This is a genomic window from Streptomyces sp. NRRL WC-3605, from assembly GCF_001509795.1.
Lineage (GTDB): Bacteria > Actinomycetota > Actinomycetes > Streptomycetales > Streptomycetaceae > Streptomyces > Streptomyces viridochromogenes.
The window spans coordinates 23,244-41,795 of record NZ_LLZN01000001.1; the positions used below are offsets into that span (position 1 = coordinate 23,244).

Consider the following 18,552-nt stretch of genomic DNA (forward strand, 5'->3'; position numbering starts at 1 on the left):
CGGGGCTCAGTCCCACCAGAAGTGCCAGGCGGGCTGACCGAGCACGCGGGTCTCCGCGTAGGCGCGCACGCTCGGGTCCCCGCTCTGCAGGATGTTGTCCGGGCAGAAGGCGAAGTGCTCGGCGGCGACGGCCTCCGCCTCGGCCGGGGTGACCGGCGGCGCCGCGACGGAGACCAGCAGGTGGTCGAAGCCCAGCGCCACCACCCGTATCCCGAAGCGGTCCTCCCAGGAGCGGAGCACCGCGCACAGACGGGCGGTGTCTCCCTCGTGGTTCACCGGGCCCGACCAGCCGATCGCCGCCGGGATGTCCGCGCTGCGGCGGGCCGGGACGAGGGCCAGCCGGGGCTCCTCCAGCAGGCCGCCGCTCTCCACCAGTTCGTCCACGAGGGTCATCGCCACCGCGTCCGGATCCTGCGGCGAGTCCGGATCGGAGTCGGCGGCGGTGGCCTCGGTCAGGCCGGGCCAGTCCTGGCCGGTCTCCCCGGCGGCGTACTCCTCCCACAGGTCGGCCAGCACCTCGTCGGCGTCATGGTCCCCCGGGTACGACATCGCGTCGGGCGCCAGCTCCCACTCCTGCGGGCCGCCCTGTCCGCCGCCCGCGTCGACGACGACCGGCAGCAGTCCGGCGGACCGGCGGGCCGGGGCCAGCTCCGCCCAGTCGCCGGGCACGGCCGGCGCGTCCGCGAGCCACAGCAGCGGTTCATGCCAGACGCCCCGATGGGTGGCGTCGACGAGCCGCCCGGGCGGGAGTCGGAGACCGAGAGCGGCCCCGGTGGGGTCGCCCGTGAGCTTCGGCAGCGGGTTGGGAAGAGTCGCCATGCCGGTGACTGTAGGGGGCGGCACTGACAACGGCCCGTCCTCTCCCACGACGGGGAGGACGGGCCGTGTGCCGCGCGTGCGGGTGCCGGGCTCAGAGACGCTCGGGCGTCCGGATGCCCAGCAGGGCCATGCCCCGGTGCAGGGTGCGGGCCGTCAGGTCGCACAGGAACAGGCGGTTCTCCACCTGCGCGGACGTCTCGGCCTTCAGCACCGGGCACTTGTCGTAGAACGTCGTGTACAGCGACGCCAGCTGGTACAGGTACGCGGCCACCTTGTGCGGGGCGTACTCCGCCGCCGCCTCGAAGACCGTGTCGCCGAACGCGTCCAGGTGCAGGCCCAGCGCCCGCTCCGCCGCGTGCAGCTCCAGCTCGGGGTGCGCGGCGGGCCGGACGTCACCGGCCTTGCGCAGGATCGACTGGATCCGGGCGTACGCGTACTGGAGGTAGACGGACGTGTCGCCGTTCAGCGACACCATCTGGTCCAGGTCGAACTTGTAGTCCCGGTTGGGGGACGTGGACAGGTCGGCGTACTTCACCGCGCCGATGCCCACCTGCCCGGCCCGCTCCTGGATCTCGTCCTCGGTCAGGTCCTGCGCCTTCTCCCGGACGACCTCGGCGGCCCGCTGCACCGCCTCGTCCAGCAGGTCCTCCAGCCGTACGGTCTCGCCCTCACGCGTCTTGAACGGCTTGCCGTCCGCGCCGAGCACGGTGCCGTAGCCCATGTTGTGAGCGGTGACGTCGTCGCCCAGCCAGCCCGCCCGGCGGGCCGTCTCGAAGACCATCTTGAAGTGCAGCGACTGACGGACGTCCACCACGTACAGCAGCGTCGTCGCGTGCAGGTCCTGCACCCTGTTGCGGATCGCCGTCAGGTCGGAGGCCGCGTAGCCGAAGCCGCCGTCCGCCTTCTGCACGATGAGCGGGACCGGCTGGTCGTCCTTGCCCCGGATGTCGTCGAAGAACACGACGAGCGCGCCCTCGGAGCGGACCGCGACGCCCATCTCCTCCAGGAGGCGGGCCGTCTCGGGCATGCCGTCGTTGTACGCGGACTCGCCGACGATCTCGTCGTCGCGGATCTCCATGTCGAGCTTCTCGAAGACCGAGTAGAAGTAGACCTTCGACTCGTCCACGAACTGCTGCCAGAGCTCCAGGGTCTCCTTGTCGCCGGACTGCAGGGCGACGACCCGCTTGCGGGCCCGCTCCTTGAAGTCGTCGTCGGCGTCGAAGAGCGCCCGCGAGGCCTTGTAGACGCGGTTCAGGTTCGACATGGCCTCCTGGCCGTCGACCTCCGACGGCGGGGCCAGCTCGCCCGGGTGCTCCATCAGGTACTGGATGAGCATGCCGAACTGCGTGCCCCAGTCGCCGATGTGGTGCCGGCCGATCGTCTTCTCGCCGGTGAAGTCGAGCATGCCCCGCAGGGCGTCGCCGATCACCGCGGAGCGCAGGTGGCCGACGTGCATCTCCTTGGCCACGTTCGGCTGGGCGTAGTCGATGACCGTGACACCCGGCTCGGCCTTGGGCGCCACGCCGAGCCGGTCGCCGTCGGCGTACCGCGCGGCCAGGTTCTCGGTGATGGCGCGGTCCGCGAGCGTGATGTTGAGGAAGCCGGGGCCGGAGACCTCGACGTCCTGGATCACGTCACCGGTGGTGATGCCCGCGACGACCTGGGTGGCCAGCTCTCTCGGGTTCGACTTGGCCTTCTTGGCGAGGGCGAGGATGCCGTTCACCTGGTAGTCCGCCCGGTCGCTGCGTCGGAGCAGCGGGTCGACGTCGGTCGCCTCCGGCAGGGTGGCCGAGAGGGCGGACGTGAGCTGCTGCTCGACAGAAGCGCTGAGGGGCGTGACCGAGGCCATGGGATGGGGTGCCGTTCTCCTCGTCGGACGGATAGACCCAGCCAGTATCCCATGCGTGGTAAAGCCGTTTTCTCGAGCACGATGCCGTCTGGGAGAATGACGTGTCGGCCGTGGACCGTGCGGCTGTTCTGGAGAAAGAAGGACGTGCCGATCGTGGCTCAGAGCACCGAGACCACCGACTGGGTCTCCCGTTTCGCGGATGAGGTCATCGAGGAGTCGGAGCGTCGGGCCCCGGGCAAACCGGTCGTCGTCGCGTCCGGTCTCTCCCCCTCCGGTCCCATCCACCTGGGCAACCTGCGCGAGGTCATGACCCCGCACCTGGTCGCCGACGAGATCCGGCGCCGCGGCCGCGAGGTCCGGCACCTGATCTCCTGGGACGACTACGACCGCTACCGCAAGGTGCCCAAGGGCATCGCCGGCGTCGACGAGAAGGCCTGGGCCGAGCACATCGGCAAGCCGCTGACCTCGGTCCCCGCCCCGAAGGGCTCGTCGTACCCGAACTGGGCGGAGCACTTCAAGGCCGCGATGATCGAGTCGCTGGCCGACCTCGGCGTCGAGTTCGACGGGATCAGCCAGACGGAGCAGTACACCTCGGGCGTCTACCGCGAGCAGATCCTGCACGCCATGAAGCACCGCGGTGACATCGACGCGATCCTCGCCCAGTACCGCACGAAGAAGGCACCGGCGAAGAAGCAGCAGAAGCCCCTCGACGAGGCCGAGCTGGAGGCCGCCGAGGGCTCCGGCGCCGCGGCCGAGGACGACGGCAGCTCCGGCTCCGCCGGGTACTTCCCGTACAAGCCGTACTGCGGCAACTGCGAGAAGGACTTCACCACCGTCACCTCGTACGACGACGACACCACCGAGCTGTCGTACACCTGCGACGCGTGCGGCTTCTCCGAGACCGTCCGGCTCAACGAGTTCAACCGCGGCAAGCTGGTCTGGAAGGTCGACTGGCCGATGCGCTGGGCCTACGAGGGCGTGATCTTCGAGCCGAGCGGCGTCGACCACTCCTCGCCGGGTTCGTCCTTCCAGGTCGGCGGGCAGATCGTCGGCATCTTCGGCGGCGAGCGGCCCATCGGCCCGATGTACGCCTTCGTCGGCATCAGCGGCATGGCGAAGATGTCGTCGTCCAAGGGCGGGGTGCCCACCCCGGCCGACGCGCTGAAGATCATGGAGCCGCAGCTGCTGCGCTGGCTCTACGCCCGCCGCCGCCCCAACCAGTCGTTCAAGATCGCCTTCGACCAGGAGATCCAGCGGCTCTACGACGAGTGGGACAAGCTCGACGCCAAGGTCGCCGACAGCACCGCGCTGCCCGCCGACGTCGCGGCGCACGCCCGTGCCGTGGGCACGGCCGCCGGTGAGCTGCCGCGTACGCCGCGCCCGCTGCCGTACCGGACGCTGGCGTCCGTCGCGGACATCACCGCCGGGCACCAGGACCAGGCGCTGCGGATCCTCTCCGAGCTCGACCCGGAGAACCCGCTGTCCGACCTCGACGAGGCACGCCCGCGCTACGACAAGGCCGAGGCCTGGATCAACACGCACGTGCCCGCCGACCAGCGGACCATCGTGCGCGACGAGCCCGACGCCGAGCTGCTGAAGTCCCTCGACGAGGCGTCGCGGCAGTCGCTGCGGCTGCTGCTCGACGGGCTCGCCGAGCACTGGTCGCTCGACGGCCTCACCCACCTCGTGTACGGCGTACCCAAGGTGCAGGCCGGCTTCTCCGCGGACGCCACGCCCAAGGAGCTGCCCCCGGAGATCAAGACGGCCCAGCGGACGTTCTTCGCGCTGCTCTACCACCTGCTGGTGGGCCGGGACACCGGTCCGCGACTGCCCACGCTGCTGCTGGCGGTGGGTCAGGAGCGGGTGAGGGCCCTGCTCGGGGAGTGACGCCGGTTCTACGGTGATGGGGGGCGCCCGGCAGATGCCGGGCACCCCCCATCACCGTATGCAGACCGCCTAGGCGATGTGGTCCTCCTCCAGCTCCGCCGAGTGGCGCTGCTGGAAGCGTTCGGCCATGGTCTTCAGATCGCTCGGGCTCAGCGACGTTCCGTACGTCGCCTCGATGTTGTCGCCGAGCACCCGCGGCGTCGGATAGCTGCCGTCTATGGACTGACGGAAGACCTGGTAGTAGTCCTCCTCCGACGGCTCCGGGGCCGCCGTGCCGCCGCCCTCGCCGAGCTGCCGGGTACGGGCCGACGTCACCGGGATCGGGAACGTGCCGGTGTCCTCCGGGGAGGGCTCCTGAAGCGGGGGCTCCTCCTCGAACTGGTCGCGGTACTGCTCGGCCTGCTGCTGCTCCGCGTACCAGTCCTCAAGGTGCCCCTGCGGGTCGTACTGGGCGTCGTAGCCGCCGTGGTACTCGACCTGCCGGGGCGTGTTGAACCAGTCCTGCACGTACTCCGGCTCCGGCTCCGGCGGTCCCGCCGGGTGCGGGAACCGCTGGTCCACGGGGCCCGCCTGCCGGGGGATGGAGGCGGCCACCGCCGCACGGGGGCCCTCCGGGCCGCCCAGGGCCGCCGGACCGGCCGCCGCGGGCACCGCGTCCCGTGCCTGCTGGGGCGCGGGGGGCAGCAGCGCCGGCTCGATACCCGCCGCCGCCAGGCCCGCCGGGGCGGTCTCCGCCAGCGGGACGCCGTACCGCGCCAGACGCAGCGGCATCAGGGACTCCACCGGGGCCTTGCGGCGCCAGGCCCGGCCGAAGCGCGAGCGCAGCCGCGCCTGGTAGACGAGCCGCTCCTGCTCCAGCTTGATCACCTGCTCGTAGGAGCGCAGCTCCCACAGCTTCATACGGCGCCACAGCAGGAACGTCGGCACCGGCGAGAGCAGCCACCGGGTGAGGCGGACGCCCTCCATGTGCTTGTCGGCCGTGATGTCGGCTATCCGGCCGATCGCGTGCCGCGCCGCCTCGACCGACACCACGAACAGGATCGGGATGACGCCGTGCATGCCCACGCCCAGCGGGTCCGGCCAGGCCGCGGCGCCGTTGAAGGCGATCGTGGCGGCCGTCAGCAGCCAGGCCGTCTGGCGCAGCAGCGGGAAGGGGATGCGGATCCACGTCAGCAGCAGATCCAGGGCCAGCAGAACGCAGATGCCCGCGTCGATGCCGATCGGGAACACATAGCTGAAGTTCCCGAAGCCCTTCTGGATGGCCAGCTCGCGGACGGCCGCGTACGAACCGGCGAAGCCGATACCGGCGATGATCACGGCGCCGAAGACGACCACGCCGATGAGAACGCGGTGCATCCGAGTCAGCTGCGGTGGCCCGGCCACTCGTACTCCCCTCCCCATGCGTGTTGTTGCGCGCAACAGAGTGGCACATCCGGACGGGGCCCGTGCCCCCGGACCGGCACGGGCCCGGTCCCCGAGGGGAACCGGGCCCGGTCAACCTCCCCCGCTGAGCTGCGTGTTGTGACGCAGGGGTGGGCGGGGTGTGACAGTCAGCTCTTCTTCGACGCTGACGGGGAAGGGGAACCCGACGCGTTCTTCGACGGGCTCGCCGAGGGAGACTTCGACGCCGGCTTCGAAGGGGCGTCGCTCGGCGTGCCCGCGTCACCGCCGGCGCCGTTGGCCTTCGCGACCGCGGCCACGGCCTCCTTGAGCGCCTTCTGCGCCAGCTTGTTCAGGGTGTCGCCGTCCGGCTTCTTCTCCCCGGCGAGACCGGCGCCGTTGTAGTCGACGGTGACCACGACGTTCTCGGTGCGGGCGACGACCGTCTCCTGCTTGAAGGACCCTTCCTTCTTCTTCAGGTCGTAGCGCACCGCTGTCGCCTCGTCGCCGACGCCCTGGACGGGCTGCGACTTGGTGTTCTTCGCGCCGGTCACCGACCGGGCGTCCTGCGCCTGGGCCCGGTAGTACTCCTGCGCCAGCTTGTCGCCCGCGCCCCGCGAGGCGTCCGACTCGAAGCGCAGCAGGGAGACGTTGAGCCAGCGGAACTGCGAGCCCTTCACGCCGTTGTTGTCGAGACTGCTCCAGGAGCAGGAGCCGCGCGTCGACGTGTCGTCGGAGGAGCCCTTCTTGCCGGACTTGGCCTTCGGCACCAGGTCGTCCAGCGTCTTCTCCGACAGCACCTTGCACGCCTCGGGGAGTGCCTTGTACGCAGCGGCCTGCACGGTCGGCGACGCGCTCGCCGGCGACGACGCCGAGGACTTCGCCCCGCCGTCCTTGCGCTCGGCCGCCTTGTCGCCGGAACCGGAGTCCGAGGAGCAGCCCGCGGCCACCAGCATCACCGGGACGGCCGCGGCGCAGACAAGGGCCCGGCGCAGACCCTTCACCCGCTGCTCACGCTGGTCACGCCGGTCAAGCTGATCTCGCATCGCTGCTCGCTGCATGGTTCCTTCACTCATGACTGCCACTCGTGGTTCCTGCGGTCGGATCGGGTCCGAGGGGCCACGGTACGCGGTGAAGAAGGTGTGTGGTCTCGTTTCGGTTACGTCGCGGGAGGGGGCGAAGGGGTGCGCGGGCGGCGCTAGTCGCCCAGTGCGTCGGCCAGTTGCGCGGCCAGTTTCTGGGCCCTGTCCTGCATTTCCTCGCTGTCGGGCACGGCGCCGACGGTCATCGGCTGCTCCTCGTACTCGATCGTGACGATCACGTTGGACGTGCGGAACGCCACAGTCACCTTGCGCTGCTGGGCCGTCGAACCGGACGTGTTGAGCGCGTCGTCGAGGAACGCCTCGTCGCCGAGGTCCTCCAGCACGCGCGGCTGGAGTTCGGGCGGAGTGCCGCCGGACGCGGAGGCGGAGGAGGAGGGAGAGGAGGACGCCGAGGAAGAGGAGTCCGAGGGCGAGCCGGACGGCGACGGCGTGGAGGAGCCGGTCACCTCGGCGCCGGGCGTGACGGTGCTCACCGGCTCGGGCAGGTCGGCGGCGTCCCGCTGCCTCGCGAACAGCCGCTCCGCCTCGCTGTCGTCGCTGGTCGCGGAGTCGTAGGCCACCACGCGCTCGAAGTTGACGAAGAGGTGGTCGGTGGCCTGCGCCGACTCCACCTTCCAGCGGCAGCCGACCTTGCGGTCCGTGTCGAAGGTGAGGGCCGGGGTGCCCTCGTACGCCTTCTCGCGGCGCTTCTCGTCGGTCATCTCCCGTATGCCGGGCAGCAGCTCGTCGAGAGTCTCCTCGCCGACCGTGCCGCAGGGTTCGGGCAGGTTGCGGTACCGGCCGGGCTCGGCCACCGGGCTCGCGGTGCCGGAGTCGCCGGGGTTGGAGTCGTCGGTGGCGCCGCCGTCGCCGGAGCCGCCGGTGCAGCCGGCCAGCAGCACCGCGAGGAGCGCGGCGACGCCGGATACGTACGCCTTCCGCTGCACGGTGAGGCTCCTCTCGACGGTGCGGTGTGGCCGGTGTGTTCGCCGGTCCCTCAGTGTCCCCGCTGGTTAATCGCTTGCCGCGCGGGGGCGCCCCCAGAAGACAATGTGTATCGCACGCACTGCTGTGAACGCCGGTCCGCTGTCCTTTTTCGCCGACCTCGGCGCCAGTTTTGCTATTTCAGACTTGTATGTGTTTTCCAGGGGGTTGAGGACGATATGTCGTACGTGGAGATGCCGGGTGCGAAGGTACCCATCCGTATGTGGACCGACCCGGCGACCGTCGAGGAGTCCGCTCTCCAGCAGCTGCGGAACGTCGCGACGCTGCCGTGGATCAAGGGCCTCGCCGTGATGCCGGACGTGCACTACGGCAAGGGTGCGACGGTCGGGTCCGTCATCGCGATGCGCGGGGCCGTGTGCCCGGCGGCGGTCGGTGTGGACATCGGCTGCGGGATGTCGGCGGTGAAGACGTCCCTGACGGTGAACGACCTGCCGGGGGACCTGTCGCGGCTGCGGTCGAAGATCGAGCAGGCGATCCCGGTGGGCCGGGGCATGCATGACGAGGCCGTCGACCCGGGCCGGATGCACGGCTTCGCCACGGCCGGCTGGGACGGCTTCTGGGGGCGCTTCGACGGGATCGCGGACGCGGTGAAGTTCCGGCAGGAGCGGGCGACCAAGCAGATGGGCACGCTCGGGTCGGGCAACCACTTTGTCGAGATCTGCACGGATACGACCGGTTCTGTTTGGCTGATGCTGCACTCCGGTTCGCGGAACATCGGCAAGGAACTCGCCGAGTTCCACATCGGCGTGGCCCAGAAGCTCCCGCACAACCAGGGTCTGGTCGACCGCGACCTCGCCGTCTTCGTCGCGGACACCCCGCAGATGGCGGCGTACCGCAACGACCTGTTCTGGGCGCAGGAGTACGCCAAGTACAACCGCACGATCATGATGGCCCTGCTGAAGGACGTCGTCCGCAAGGAGTTCAAGAAGGCCAAGCCGGCCTTCGAGCCCGAGATCAGCGCCCACCACAACTACGTGGCCGAGGAGCGCTACGACGGCGTGGACCTGCTCGTGACCCGCAAGGGCGCGATCCGGGCCGGCTCCGGCGACTACGGCATCATCCCCGGCTCCATGGGGACGGGTTCGTACATCGTGAAGGGACTCGGGAACCCGCTGTCCTTCAACTCGGCCTCGCACGGGGCCGGTCGGCGGATGAGCCGTACCGCCGCGAAGAAGCGGTTCTCGACGAAGGACCTGGAGGAGCAGACCCGGGGCGTGGAGTGCCGCAAGGACTCCGGTGTCGTCGACGAGATCCCGGGTGCCTACAAGCCCATCGAGCAGGTCATCGACCAGCAGCGCGACCTGGTGGAGGTCGTCGCGAAGCTGAAGCAGGTCGTCTGCGTCAAGGGCTGACCGGACGGTTCACGAACCCACGAACACGAATCCCGCCCAGTGCACCGGATGGGCGAACCCGCGGTGTTCCGGTTCGAGCCTGATGAGCCTGCGCCAGAGCGGCCGGGTGGTCTCGGGGACGAGACCGCTCGGCCCGCCCGGGCGGAAGTGGTCGGCCTTCTCGGCGTTGGTGGTGTCCCGCAGCCAGCGCTGAGCGGCGCACAGGGCCGCAGCCGGGTCGAAACCGCCGGCCTTCCACTCGCTGTAGAACCGCATCATCAGCAGGGCCGTCGACAGATCGGGGACGCGCCACTGAGAGACGACGGCGCCCGCGGCCCCGGCTTCCAGCAGACCGCTCGACAGGCCGATGACCTCGCTGGGAGCGGCCGGTCCGACGACGCCTGTCTCACACGCCGAGAGCACCACGAGCCGGACGGGCGCGGCCTCGCCGTCCCGGATGTCGAGGAGGTCCCTGAGCGTCAGGAGGCGGTCGTCGGCCAGAGTCAGCGAACTGTTCAGCGGGTCGGACGGGTCGGCACTGCCGTGGCAGGCGAAGTGGACGACGTCGTAGCTCTGCAGCAGGGCCAGGACCTTGTCGGCAGACGCCTGCCGCCCGGACAGCACGACCCGGTCGGAGAACCAGGCCGCGGCACCGGCCGCCTCGGCGGCGGCCCCGGTCAGTGGCGCCGCGGACACCGGCTGGGGATCCACGACAGCCAGGAGACTGGTCTCTCCCGCGCGCTCGGCGCGGGCCCGGGTCGCGTTCAGCACACGGGCGTTGGGGACAGTGCGCAGGGTCATGCCGTCGATGGCGTAGCGGCGCCGGCCGTCAGGGGTCCGCGTCCACGCGGCGTTCAGCGGCAGCAGCTCCAGCCGACCGCTGGGCACCAGGGTGACGGGCCCTTCACCGAGCAGGTCGGTGAGCGGGCCGAATGCCGCGTCCCACAGTTCGCCCGTGACCCGTTCGAGTCGTGACCACCAGTTCAGTGTGCCGTCCTGCCTGGACAGCACCAGCCAGTCCTGTACCTGCCGGCTGGTCAGGGCGGGCAGGTCGAGGGAGCGGGTCCGGCTCCCTTCCACGATCAGGGCCACGCCTCCGTAATCGGACGCGACGAGATACACGATCGGGTCGGTGCTCGCCGAGGCCACGTCCGCGAACGTCGGCGGGCGCAGGAAGCCGGTCTGCCCGGATGCCTCCCTGATCTCCTCGATGAGGGCGTCGACCTCCGCGCGTGCCGCCCGGACGGCGGTGTCGTGATCGGAGAAGTTCACCGTCCCGGCTCCTCCGGCGAGGCCACGGTCGAGCCCGTCCCCGGAAGCCGACAGCCAGCGGGCCACCGCAGTGGTGAAGCGCTCCGCGAGCTGTTCCAACCCATGTTCGGCCAGCCACCTCACATCGGCGGAGCCCAGTTCCAGGGTCTCGCTCACGGAGACCGCGCGTGCGGTTTCGACGGCCATGACGGCGGCTTCCAGATCTCCGACCCGCGTCAGGCTGTACGCGGCGGCGGGCGCGAGGTCCGCGGACCGCCCGATGATCCGGGTGCGCAGGCCCCGGCTCACCTGGAGGCGGACCAGGTCGCCGGAGGTCTTCGTCCACGTGCGGAAGGCCTCGGAGGCTTCCTGCCATGCCCCCCGGTCCGCCGCCCACCGGGCCCACAGGCGGCTCGAGCCGAGCCGCATGGCGTGGTCCGCCGCGTTGCCGTCCGCGCTCAGCTCACGGAGGATGCCCACGGCTTCCCGTTTCGTGCTCTCCCGTGCGGTCCGCCGGTGTTCGTACACCAGGGACTCGGCGAGACGAAAGCGGACGTGCCGTTCCGCCGGTGTGCCGGCCGGGGCGAGGCTCGTGGCCTTCCGGCCCAGCTCGACGGCGGTCCGCAGATGTGCGGGATCACCGGTGAGATCGAACCTCATCAGCGCGATGTCGCTCAGGGACGCGGTCATCTCGGCGCGCAACGGCGAGTTCGCCGACAGGATGTCCAGCACCTGCAGCCGCAGTTCCTCGGCGCGGTCCAGATCGGTGACCGCCCCGTTCGCCTGGAAGCGACTCAGATAGGCGTTGCCCAGGTTCGCGAGGCGGGGGCGGAGGTCGGGATGGTCGGCCGGGAAAACCGCCACCGCCTGCTCGTGCAGATCGATGGACCGGTCGAGCCGCTCGGGTTCGCCGGTCGAGTCGTACGAGGCTCGCAGGGCGTTGGCCAGGTTGCTCACCCCGATCGCCCACGTGACCGAGCGGTCCTCACCCCAGCCGTCGAGGCTCCGCTCATATGCGGTGATCGCCTGGTCGAGATGGCCGAGGTCCCCCGTGAAGTTGTAGCGGGCCCGCAGCACCGTGCCGAGGGTGTTGTACGCGCTCGAGTGCAGGGAGGCGTCGTCCTCGGCCCTCTCCACAGCCTGGGTCAGGCACTCCAGGGCGCGGGTGAAGGCGCCCGGTTCCCCCAGGAAGGTGTAGAGCTCGCGCCAGCGCCCGCCCGCGCGGATGAGCATCATTCCGTAACCCGGTTCGCCCGGTGAGAGTGCTCTGAGGCCCTGGTCCATCGCGTCGACCGCGGAGTGCAGGTCGCGCACGTCGCCGTACGTCTGGAAGCGCAGATCGAGGAGGTCGCTCAGGAGTGCGGCAGGCTCCGCGCCCGCCATCTTCCGGGCACGCAGGTACTCCGTCGCGACGTCGACGATGTCCCGCCCGTCGCTGAGCCGATGCCGCCTGCCCGCCACCTCGACGATCCGTTCGGCCAACTCGGACGCGTCGAACCCGCTGTCCGCCGGAGCCCCGGCCAGGGGACCCAGGTCGGCGAGGGCCCTCTCCAGGTCGGCGGCGTCGAGGGTGATCATGAAGCGTTCGGTGTGACCGAATGCCTGAACCCGCAGGCCGTCACCGGCGGCGGCCGCCAGCTCGATGCCGCGGTCGACGTCGGGGAGCGAGGAGGTCGCGGCTCCCCGCCGCACGAGGAGCCGCCCGAGGGTACGCGTGCGCTCCGCCGGGTCCTGCGGCTCCGTCATGCCCGGCAGGGTCTCCTCCGCGGGTACGTACGTCTCCAGCAGGCTGATGGCTCGGCTCAGGTCGGCCGGGTCACCGGTCCACTCGGCATGCGGGGGCTCGAACCCGACGGCCAGCTGCGTCAGCTGCCGGTGGATGTCCGACCCGTCCCGCACCGAGGAGAGGGACGAGCGGAGTGTCGACACCAGCGCGGCCAGGTTCTCGCCGGTCTGGTGGGACCCCCACCACATGCCTTGCAGCACCACGTGCCGCAGCGCGGCGCGGTCCCCGAGCGCGGATCCGGGCGGCAGCGACTCGCGTGCCTCCTCCAGCAGGCCGATGGCACGGTCGTAGTCGGCCATGTCCCCGCTGACCTCCATGCGCCGGCCCAGCGCTTCGGCCAGTTCCACCCGGCAGTACACACCGACCGAGCCCAACGGCCGCAGGGCCACCGCGCGTTCGCTCAGATCCAGGGCGCGGTCGAGGTCAGCGGCCGACTCCTCGCGGTCGTAGCGTTGCAGGAGACAGGAGGCGTAGTCGGCCAGGACACGGGGGAGGTCCGCGTCCGACGCCGCGGCGGTGGTCACGACGCGCTCGAACGTGGCCAGGGCCTCCTGCAGATCCGCCGCATCACCGCTCCGGCGGAAACGGTCGCTGAGCGACACGGCGAGGTTGCCGAGGTGCAGCGTGGTCGGGGACAGCGTCATCGCCTGCCGGAACAGGTCCACCGCCCGGTCCAGGGCCTCGTTCTCGTCCGCCAGGTGGTACAGGTCCCGGTAGCCGGCCCCGACGTTGTTCAGCAGGGAAGCCCGCCTCTCACCCCCTGCCCGGTCGAGACCCAGGACCTGCTCGTACAACGCGGTGGCCGAGCGCAGGTCCTCGGCGTCTCCCGTGTGTTCGGCGCGCGCCGACAGGGCGTGCCCCAGCGCCGCGAGGAACTCCGCGCGGGCGCCGTCGTCGGCCGGGGGCGGGTCGAGTGCGGCGCGGCCCAGGCGTACCCGCAGATCGAGGAGTCCGAGGTCGACGCCTTGCATGGCCGCGGTCTGGAGACGGTCGCTCGCCGCCGCGCAGAGAGCCATGTGCGCCTCTTCGGTGAGGAACAGCCGCGCCGGATGGTCGAGGAACTCCCGGCACACCCGGAAGGACTCGACCGGGTCGGACGGGTGCCGCTCGGTGTGCAGGACCATGGCGAGGGCCTGCAGCCCTTCGTAGTCGGCGCCCGCCTCGGCGAGCCGGGTGAGCGCGGTGTCCCGCCCGGCCACCTCGCACACATGGAGGAAGCGGAGCGCGAACCGTGCTCCGGCACCCATGAACGGGTACGGAGCGTCGAGCGCGCCGTCGCCGAGCAGTCGGCGAAGGGCCTCGCGGAACGCGGAGGACATGCTCTTCGGGTGCGTCCGGAACCAGGCGCTCATCTCCACGTCGCTTCGGATCGCCTCAGCGAGTTCCCAGCACAGGTCGAGGGCCTGCTCGATGCTGATGACGTGGTCCGACGTGCGGAGTTCGTCCAGCCCCCGGCGGTAGGACTCCAGTACGTCGGCGTCCGTGTCCCGGCCGAGGAAGCGTGCCCTGGCCGCGAGGGCGGTCAGCAACTCGGAGGCTCGCTCCGCGAGCAGAACCGGGTGCTCTTCGACGGTGGCGACGGCGGACTCCGCGTCGGTGCTGCGCAGCAGGATCGTCAGCGCCCGCGTCACCTCGGGGTCGTCCGCGGGCAGGGTCAGCTGGTAGCCCGTGGGGTCGAAGGCCATCTCGACGCCGTGTTCCCGGCAGGCGCGCAACACCTCGCGCATCTCGGCCAGGGCCTGGGCGGCGTCGGCGTCAGCCACGGGTACGGCGAGCGCTTCGTCGGCCTCGTCGCTCAGCAGGAACGGGTACCGCTCGACCGCTTCGCGCCGAGCGCGCAACGTGGGCGCGGACAGATAGGCCTCGACGGCCTCCGGCCAGGCAGGCCGATCGTGCTCGTCCATCCCTTGCCTCCCCCGTCGGGCACGCCAGAATGAACCGTGCCTCATGACGATTCTGCCGAAGCCGACCGCTCTCAAGTCCCCTTTCTCGTCAACGTGGTCGAGCGGCTCGCCCAGGAACTCCCGGTGCTGATGACGGACTTCGAACCGTTGCACGCCGACCTCGCCGCCCTGCTGGCAGGCCTGCGCGCGGGTGACGGGGACCCGGAGGAGACACTCGACGAGATACTCGCCCTGCTCGCCTCCCGGCAGGAGACGCGTACGCGGCTGGACGACCTGCTGGGACCCGAGCACGCCGAGGACCGGACTCCCCGTTTCGCGGGCGACCCCGTGGTGGGATACGAGCAGGCCGTCTGCCCGCGGTGCGGGCGGGCCTGGGTGATCCTCGACGCCGACGAGGACGAACTGCCGCCCGAGCGCTGCCCGAACGACGGCGCGGTCCTGACCGTGATCCAAGGGACGTGAGCCGGTCGTGATGGGGGACTTCTGGAAGGGGATCGGGGGCCGGCTGGCCGAACGCTGGGCAACCGCGCTGTTCTCGCCCGCCTTCGTGTTCTGGGTGGGCGGCCTGCTCGCCTGGCTGCTGCGTCCCGAGGCGCCTGGGGGGAACTGGAAGTCCCGGCTCCTGGCCTTCGGGCGGGAGCTGCAAGGTCAGCCCCTGCTCGTGCAAGGGGTCTACGTGATCGCTCCGCTGATCCTCGTCACGTTGTCGGGCCTCGCCCTGCGGCAGGCCGCCTTTCCGGTCCTGCGCATGCTGGAGGGCTACTGGCCCGCCGCACTGGACCCGGTGGCCGACCGGATGCGGACCCGTCTTTCCGACCGTGCGGACCGCCGGGCGACCCGGCTGCGCGCGCTGGCCGCCGTCGCGTCCACGGCCCTCACCCCGCAGCAGCTCACCGAACGGGCCCGTCTGGAGCGCCGTCACCGCCGTGTCCCGGCGCAGCGGGCGCAGCGCCGGCCGACCCGGCTGGGCAACACGCTGCGGGCCGCGGAGTCGCGGCCGCGGGCCCGCTACGGGCTGGACCCCGTGGTGTGCTGGCCGCGGCTCTGGCTGCTGCTGCCCGACACGGCACGCCAGGAGGCCACGGCCGCCTACACCTCACTGCTCGTGACCGTCCAGGTCTTCGTCTGCGGTCTGCTGTCCACCGTGTGGACCGTGTGGTCGTGGTGGGCCCTGCCCGCGGGCCTGCTGGTGGCCGTGGCCGCCCATCTGCGCATGTACTACGCCGCGATGACTCTCGGTGATGTCTTCGAGGCGTGCTTCGACGTTCACCGCAGACTCCTCTATCAAGCCGTCTGCTGGCCGCTGCCCAAGAACCCGATGGACGAACGGACCGAGGGGCCGCGCCTGACCACGTACCTCAGCACGGGATCCCGCCGGGACGAACCCACCTTCGTCGACCCCGTGTGACGGCTCGCTACTTCGGTGCGTGGGTCACCGCGTAGATCATGACGAACGCCACGATGTGGATGCCGAAGAGGAAGTAGGCGAGCCACCACCACATCTGGCGTTCGTTGTGCGGGTCCTTGCCGGCGGGGCTCAGCGGGTTTCCCGGTGCACCTTGGTGTTGCTGGCCTGGGCGCGGGGGCGGACCACCAGCAGGTCGATGTTCACGTGGCTGGGGCGGGTGACCGCCCAGGTGATCGTGTCGGCGACGTCGTCGGCGGTCAGCGGCTCGGCCACGCCCTCGTAGACCTTCGCGGCCTTGTCGGCGTCGCCGCCGAAGCGGGTCAGCGCGAACTCCTCGGTCCTGACCATGCCGGGGGCCACCTCGACGACCCGCACCGGCCGGCCCACGATCTCCAGGCGCAGGGTCTCCGCCAGGACGTGCGCGCCGTGCTTGGCCGCGACGTATCCGGCGCCACCCTCGTACGTGGCGTGGCCGGCGGTGGAGGAGACGACGACCACGGTGCCGTCGCCGCTCGCCTCCAGCTTGGGGAGCAGGGCCTGGGTGAGGTTCAGGGTGCCGATGACGTTCGTCTCGTACATCGTGCGCCAGTCGTCCGGGTCGCCGGTGGCCACCGGGTCGGCACCGAGGGCGCCGCCCGCGTTGTTCACGAGGACGCCGACGGTTTGGAAGGCGGTCGCGAACTCGTCCACGGCCGCGCGGTCCGTCACGTCGAGCTGGTAGGCGGTGGCGGCGTGGCCGGCCGCGGTGATCTCCTCGGCCAGCGCCTCGATCCGGTCCTTGCGCCGGGCCGTGAGCACCACGCGGTAGCCGGCGGCGGCCAGCCGCCGTGCCGTGGCGGCTCCGATCCCGCTGCTCGCACCGGTGACGACGGCGATGCGGGAGGCGGCGGACGGTGCGGCGGTGGCCATGGACTGCTCCTCGGGCGTACGCGGACGGACTGCCGGCCTGGACGGACTGCCCGGCCTGGAAAGACTGTCCGGTCAGGATAGGCGGGGCCGGCCGGGCGGTGTCGCGGGCCTACTGGCTGCGCGGGGCCCACATGATCACGGCCATGCCGGCCAGGCAGATCAGGGCGCCCGTGACGTCCCAGCGGTCCGGGCGGTAGCCGTCCGCGACCATGCCCCAGGCCAGCGAGCCGGCGACGAAGATCCCGCCGTACGCGGCGAGGATGCGGCCGAAGTGGGCGTCCGGCTGGAGGGTGGCGACGAAGCCGTACGCGCCGAGGGCCAGGACGCCCGCGCCGATCCAGAGCCAGCCCCGGTGGCCCCGGACGCCCTGCCACACCAGCCAGGCGCCGCCGATCTCGAACAGCGCGGCGAGCACGAACAGGGCGACGGATCGAAGGATGAGCATGGCCGCCAGCCTCGCACGCCGCCACACGGCCCCTCACGTCACCTGTTGGACGGCGCCTGCCCGTCGCCCCGCGGGGGATACATCGCTTCGACCTCGGTGGAAGGAGCGGACATGACGTGGTGGACGCGTGGTGTCGCGGTGGGCGCGACGGCGGTTCTGGCAGCGGCCGGCGGGACGGCTCAGGCGTCGGGCGCCCCGCGCGGTGCCGCCGCCGAGCTCGCCTATCACGGCTCGGCCGTGCTCTCCGGCGGCCAGGTCGGTGTGCGGTTCGTCCCGCACAACCACGGTCCGGCGGCCGTGCCGGAGTCGGTGGTGCGCATCCGCTGGTCGGAGCCGCTGGCGGACGGGCAGACGCTGCCGTCCTCGTGCGCGAGGGCGGAGGAGCGGGCCGTGGTGTGCCGGGTCGGGGCGCTGGAGGCGGACGGCGTGGGGGAGCCGGTCGTGCTGCGGGTACGGCTGCGGCAGCCGACGCCCGAGGTGCGGCTGGAGTTCGCCACGGTGGCCGACGGCGACCGGGCGGGGGCCGGGCAGGCGGTGCTGGTGCTGGAGACGGGCGACGCTTACGCCTTCTAGGCGTCCGGGGCGTCCGGGGCGTCCGGGGCGTCCGGGGCGTCCTGGTCGTCCTCGCGTTCGGCCTGGGCGTACGCCGTCGGTGGGACGCCCACCGTGGCGGTGAAGTCCCGCACCAGATGGGCCTGGTCGGCGTAGCCGAGCTCGTGGGCGAGGGTGGCCCAGTCGACGTCGGTGCGGGTGCCGGCGTGTTCGAGGGCGTCGTGGATGCGGTAGCGCAGGATGCACCACTTGGGGCTGACGCCCACGTACGCCGAGAACAGCCGTTGCAGGGTGCGGACCGACAGCCCGTGGTCGCGCGCGAGGTCGTCGACGCGGCGGATGGAGCGGTCGGCGCGGACCCGTGCGACCAGGTCGACGGCGAGGTCGGCCCGGGGGTCCGGGACGCGGGGGAGGGCGAGGAGGAAGGCGTCGAGGGCGGCCACCCGGTCCTCGTCGCGTGCGGGGCCGACGACGGCACGGGCGGTGTCGCCGGTGAGGGAGGGGAAGACTTCCCCGGCCGCGAGGACCCGGCCCGTCCAGCGGGACACCGGCGCCCCGGGGGCGTGGGGGCGGAAGCCGCCGGGCCGGAACTTCACGCCGCAGACCCGGCCCCGGCCGGTCAGCTTGCGGGTGTAGAGGCCGAGCGCGACGCCGGTGAGCTCGGCGTAGGGCGTGCCCTCGTCCTCGTCCCACTGGAAGGTGAGGTTCACAGCCGGGTGCGGGACGACGTGGGAGGCGTACGGGCCGGGCAGGTCCCAGTCGATCAGCCAGTACCACTCGACGTACCGGCGCAGCGGTTCGGCGGGCGCGTGACGCCGGAACCGCACACGGCTGAGCAGCCCGGACGGGTCGACGATCCCCCGGGTGTCGTGGCGGGGTTCCTCCATGGGCGGATCGTACGTCGCGTTTGTTCAAGAGGGGCGGCCCCCGGTGTGCCTACGGTC

General features: G+C 71.5%; 14 protein-coding genes. 5 read left to right on the plus strand and 9 right to left on the minus strand.

The genetic code is table 11. From position 1 onward, the window contains the following. Nucleotides 1-6: 6 nt before the first annotated feature. Together ADL34_RS00115 and argS are read right to left on the minus strand one after the other, a co-directional pair. Nucleotides 7-819 carry a DUF4253 domain-containing protein gene (locus ADL34_RS00115; protein ID WP_062664344.1) on the minus strand — a complete coding sequence of 271 codons (813 nt, stop codon included), beginning with the start codon at nucleotides 817-819 and terminating at the stop codon, nucleotides 7-9. A 91-nt stretch (nucleotides 820-910) separates the two neighbouring features. Continuing rightward, a complete protein-coding gene (argS, locus tag ADL34_RS00120; RefSeq protein ID WP_062664342.1) occupies nucleotides 911-2,668 on the minus strand; it encodes an arginine--tRNA ligase in 1,758 nt (585 codons plus the stop codon). 144 nt (nucleotides 2,669-2,812) lie between these two features. On the opposite strand from argS, the gene lysS reads away from it, so the two are divergent. Further along, nucleotides 2,813-4,555 carry a lysine--tRNA ligase gene (lysS, locus tag ADL34_RS00125; protein WP_062664445.1) on the plus strand — a complete coding sequence of 581 codons (1,743 nt, stop codon included), beginning with the start codon at nucleotides 2,813-2,815 and terminating at the stop codon, nucleotides 4,553-4,555. A gap of 69 nt (nucleotides 4,556-4,624) precedes the next feature. On the opposite strand, the gene ADL34_RS00130 is transcribed toward lysS, so the two are convergent. The 3 genes from ADL34_RS00130 to ADL34_RS00140 all read right to left on the minus strand — a co-directional run bounded on the left by ADL34_RS00130 (nucleotide 4,625) and on the right by ADL34_RS00140 (nucleotide 7,964). Beyond that, nucleotides 4,625-5,911, minus strand: coding sequence for a DUF2637 domain-containing protein (locus ADL34_RS00130; RefSeq protein ID WP_199835500.1), 1,287 nt, complete (start codon nucleotides 5,909-5,911; stop codon nucleotides 4,625-4,627). A gap of 194 nt (nucleotides 5,912-6,105) precedes the next feature. Then, complete coding sequence (locus tag ADL34_RS00135) at nucleotides 6,106-6,996, minus strand: DUF3558 family protein (protein WP_062664332.1); 891 nt, start codon at nucleotides 6,994-6,996, stop codon at nucleotides 6,106-6,108. 137 nt (nucleotides 6,997-7,133) lie between these two features. Then, a complete protein-coding gene (locus tag ADL34_RS00140; protein ID WP_062664330.1) occupies nucleotides 7,134-7,964 on the minus strand; it encodes a hypothetical protein in 831 nt (276 codons plus the stop codon). 216 nt (nucleotides 7,965-8,180) lie between these two features. On the opposite strand from ADL34_RS00140, the gene ADL34_RS00145 reads away from it, so the two are divergent. Further along, on the plus strand, nucleotides 8,181-9,374 hold the full coding sequence (locus ADL34_RS00145; RefSeq protein WP_062664328.1) for an RtcB family protein: 1,194 nt from the start codon (nucleotides 8,181-8,183) through the stop codon (nucleotides 9,372-9,374). A gap of 9 nt (nucleotides 9,375-9,383) precedes the next feature. Here ADL34_RS00145 and ADL34_RS00150 read toward each other — a convergent pair whose 3' ends face one another. Then, nucleotides 9,384-14,294 carry a CHAT domain-containing protein gene (locus tag ADL34_RS00150; RefSeq protein ID WP_062664326.1) on the minus strand — a complete coding sequence of 1,637 codons (4,911 nt, stop codon included), beginning with the start codon at nucleotides 14,292-14,294 and terminating at the stop codon, nucleotides 9,384-9,386. 93 nt (nucleotides 14,295-14,387) lie between these two features. On the opposite strand from ADL34_RS00150, the gene ADL34_RS00155 reads away from it, so the two are divergent. Together ADL34_RS00155 and ADL34_RS00160 are read left to right on the plus strand one after the other, a co-directional pair. Beyond that, nucleotides 14,388-14,756, plus strand: coding sequence for a hypothetical protein (locus ADL34_RS00155; RefSeq protein ID WP_062664323.1), 369 nt, complete (start codon nucleotides 14,388-14,390; stop codon nucleotides 14,754-14,756). A gap of 10 nt (nucleotides 14,757-14,766) precedes the next feature. After that, entirely contained in the window at nucleotides 14,767-15,702 is a 936-nt protein-coding gene (locus ADL34_RS00160) for a hypothetical protein (protein ID WP_062664321.1), read from the plus strand. 129 nt (nucleotides 15,703-15,831) lie between these two features. Here the strand turns inward: ADL34_RS00160 and ADL34_RS00165 are convergent, their stop codons facing one another. Both ADL34_RS00165 and ADL34_RS00170 read right to left on the minus strand, forming a co-directional pair. Continuing rightward, entirely contained in the window at nucleotides 15,832-16,611 is a 780-nt protein-coding gene (locus ADL34_RS00165; RefSeq protein ID WP_062664319.1) for an SDR family NAD(P)-dependent oxidoreductase, read from the minus strand. A gap of 109 nt (nucleotides 16,612-16,720) precedes the next feature. Beyond that, complete coding sequence (locus ADL34_RS00170; protein ID WP_062664317.1) at nucleotides 16,721-17,056, minus strand: YnfA family protein; 336 nt, start codon at nucleotides 17,054-17,056, stop codon at nucleotides 16,721-16,723. Nucleotides 17,057-17,167: 111 nt separating this feature from the next. Between ADL34_RS00170 and ADL34_RS00175 the strand changes: the two genes are divergently transcribed. After that, nucleotides 17,168-17,629, plus strand: a complete 462-nt coding sequence (locus ADL34_RS00175; RefSeq protein WP_062664315.1) for a hypothetical protein — start codon at nucleotides 17,168-17,170, stop codon at nucleotides 17,627-17,629. On the opposite strand, the gene ADL34_RS00180 is transcribed toward ADL34_RS00175, so the two are convergent. Continuing rightward, nucleotides 17,626-18,495 carry a helix-turn-helix domain-containing protein gene (locus tag ADL34_RS00180; RefSeq protein ID WP_079033973.1) on the minus strand — a complete coding sequence of 290 codons (870 nt, stop codon included), beginning with the start codon at nucleotides 18,493-18,495 and terminating at the stop codon, nucleotides 17,626-17,628. The two genes, ADL34_RS00175 and ADL34_RS00180, sit on opposite strands and share 4 nt — an antisense overlap. Nucleotides 18,496-18,552 lie beyond the last annotated feature (57 nt).

What these genes read in the sequence shown, in the direction of transcription:
- ADL34_RS00135 (WP_062664332.1), bottom strand. Translation starts at nt 6,996, where the DNA reads ATGCAGCGAGCAGCGATGCGAGATCAGCTTGACCGGCGTGACCAGCGT.
- ADL34_RS00175 (WP_062664315.1), top strand. Translation starts at nt 17,168, where the DNA reads ATGACGTGGTGGACGCGTGGTGTCGCGGTGGGCGCGACGGCGGTTCTG.
- ADL34_RS00145 (WP_062664328.1), top strand. Translation starts at nt 8,181, where the DNA reads ATGTCGTACGTGGAGATGCCGGGTGCGAAGGTACCCATCCGTATGTGG.
- argS (WP_062664342.1), bottom strand. Translation starts at nt 2,668, where the DNA reads ATGGCCTCGGTCACGCCCCTCAGCGCTTCTGTCGAGCAGCAGCTCACG.
- ADL34_RS00150 (WP_062664326.1), bottom strand. Translation starts at nt 14,294, where the DNA reads ATGGACGAGCACGATCGGCCTGCCTGGCCGGAGGCCGTCGAGGCCTAT.
- ADL34_RS00170 (WP_062664317.1), bottom strand. Translation starts at nt 17,056, where the DNA reads ATGCTCATCCTTCGATCCGTCGCCCTGTTCGTGCTCGCCGCGCTGTTC.
- ADL34_RS00115 (WP_062664344.1), bottom strand. Translation starts at nt 819, where the DNA reads ATGGCGACTCTTCCCAACCCGCTGCCGAAGCTCACGGGCGACCCCACC.
- ADL34_RS00180 (WP_079033973.1), bottom strand. Translation starts at nt 18,495, where the DNA reads ATGGAGGAACCCCGCCACGACACCCGGGGGATCGTCGACCCGTCCGGG.
- ADL34_RS00130 (WP_199835500.1), bottom strand. Translation starts at nt 5,911, where the DNA reads ATGCACCGCGTTCTCATCGGCGTGGTCGTCTTCGGCGCCGTGATCATC.
- ADL34_RS00165 (WP_062664319.1), bottom strand. Translation starts at nt 16,611, where the DNA reads ATGGCCACCGCCGCACCGTCCGCCGCCTCCCGCATCGCCGTCGTCACC.
- ADL34_RS00160 (WP_062664321.1), top strand. Translation starts at nt 14,767, where the DNA reads ATGGGGGACTTCTGGAAGGGGATCGGGGGCCGGCTGGCCGAACGCTGG.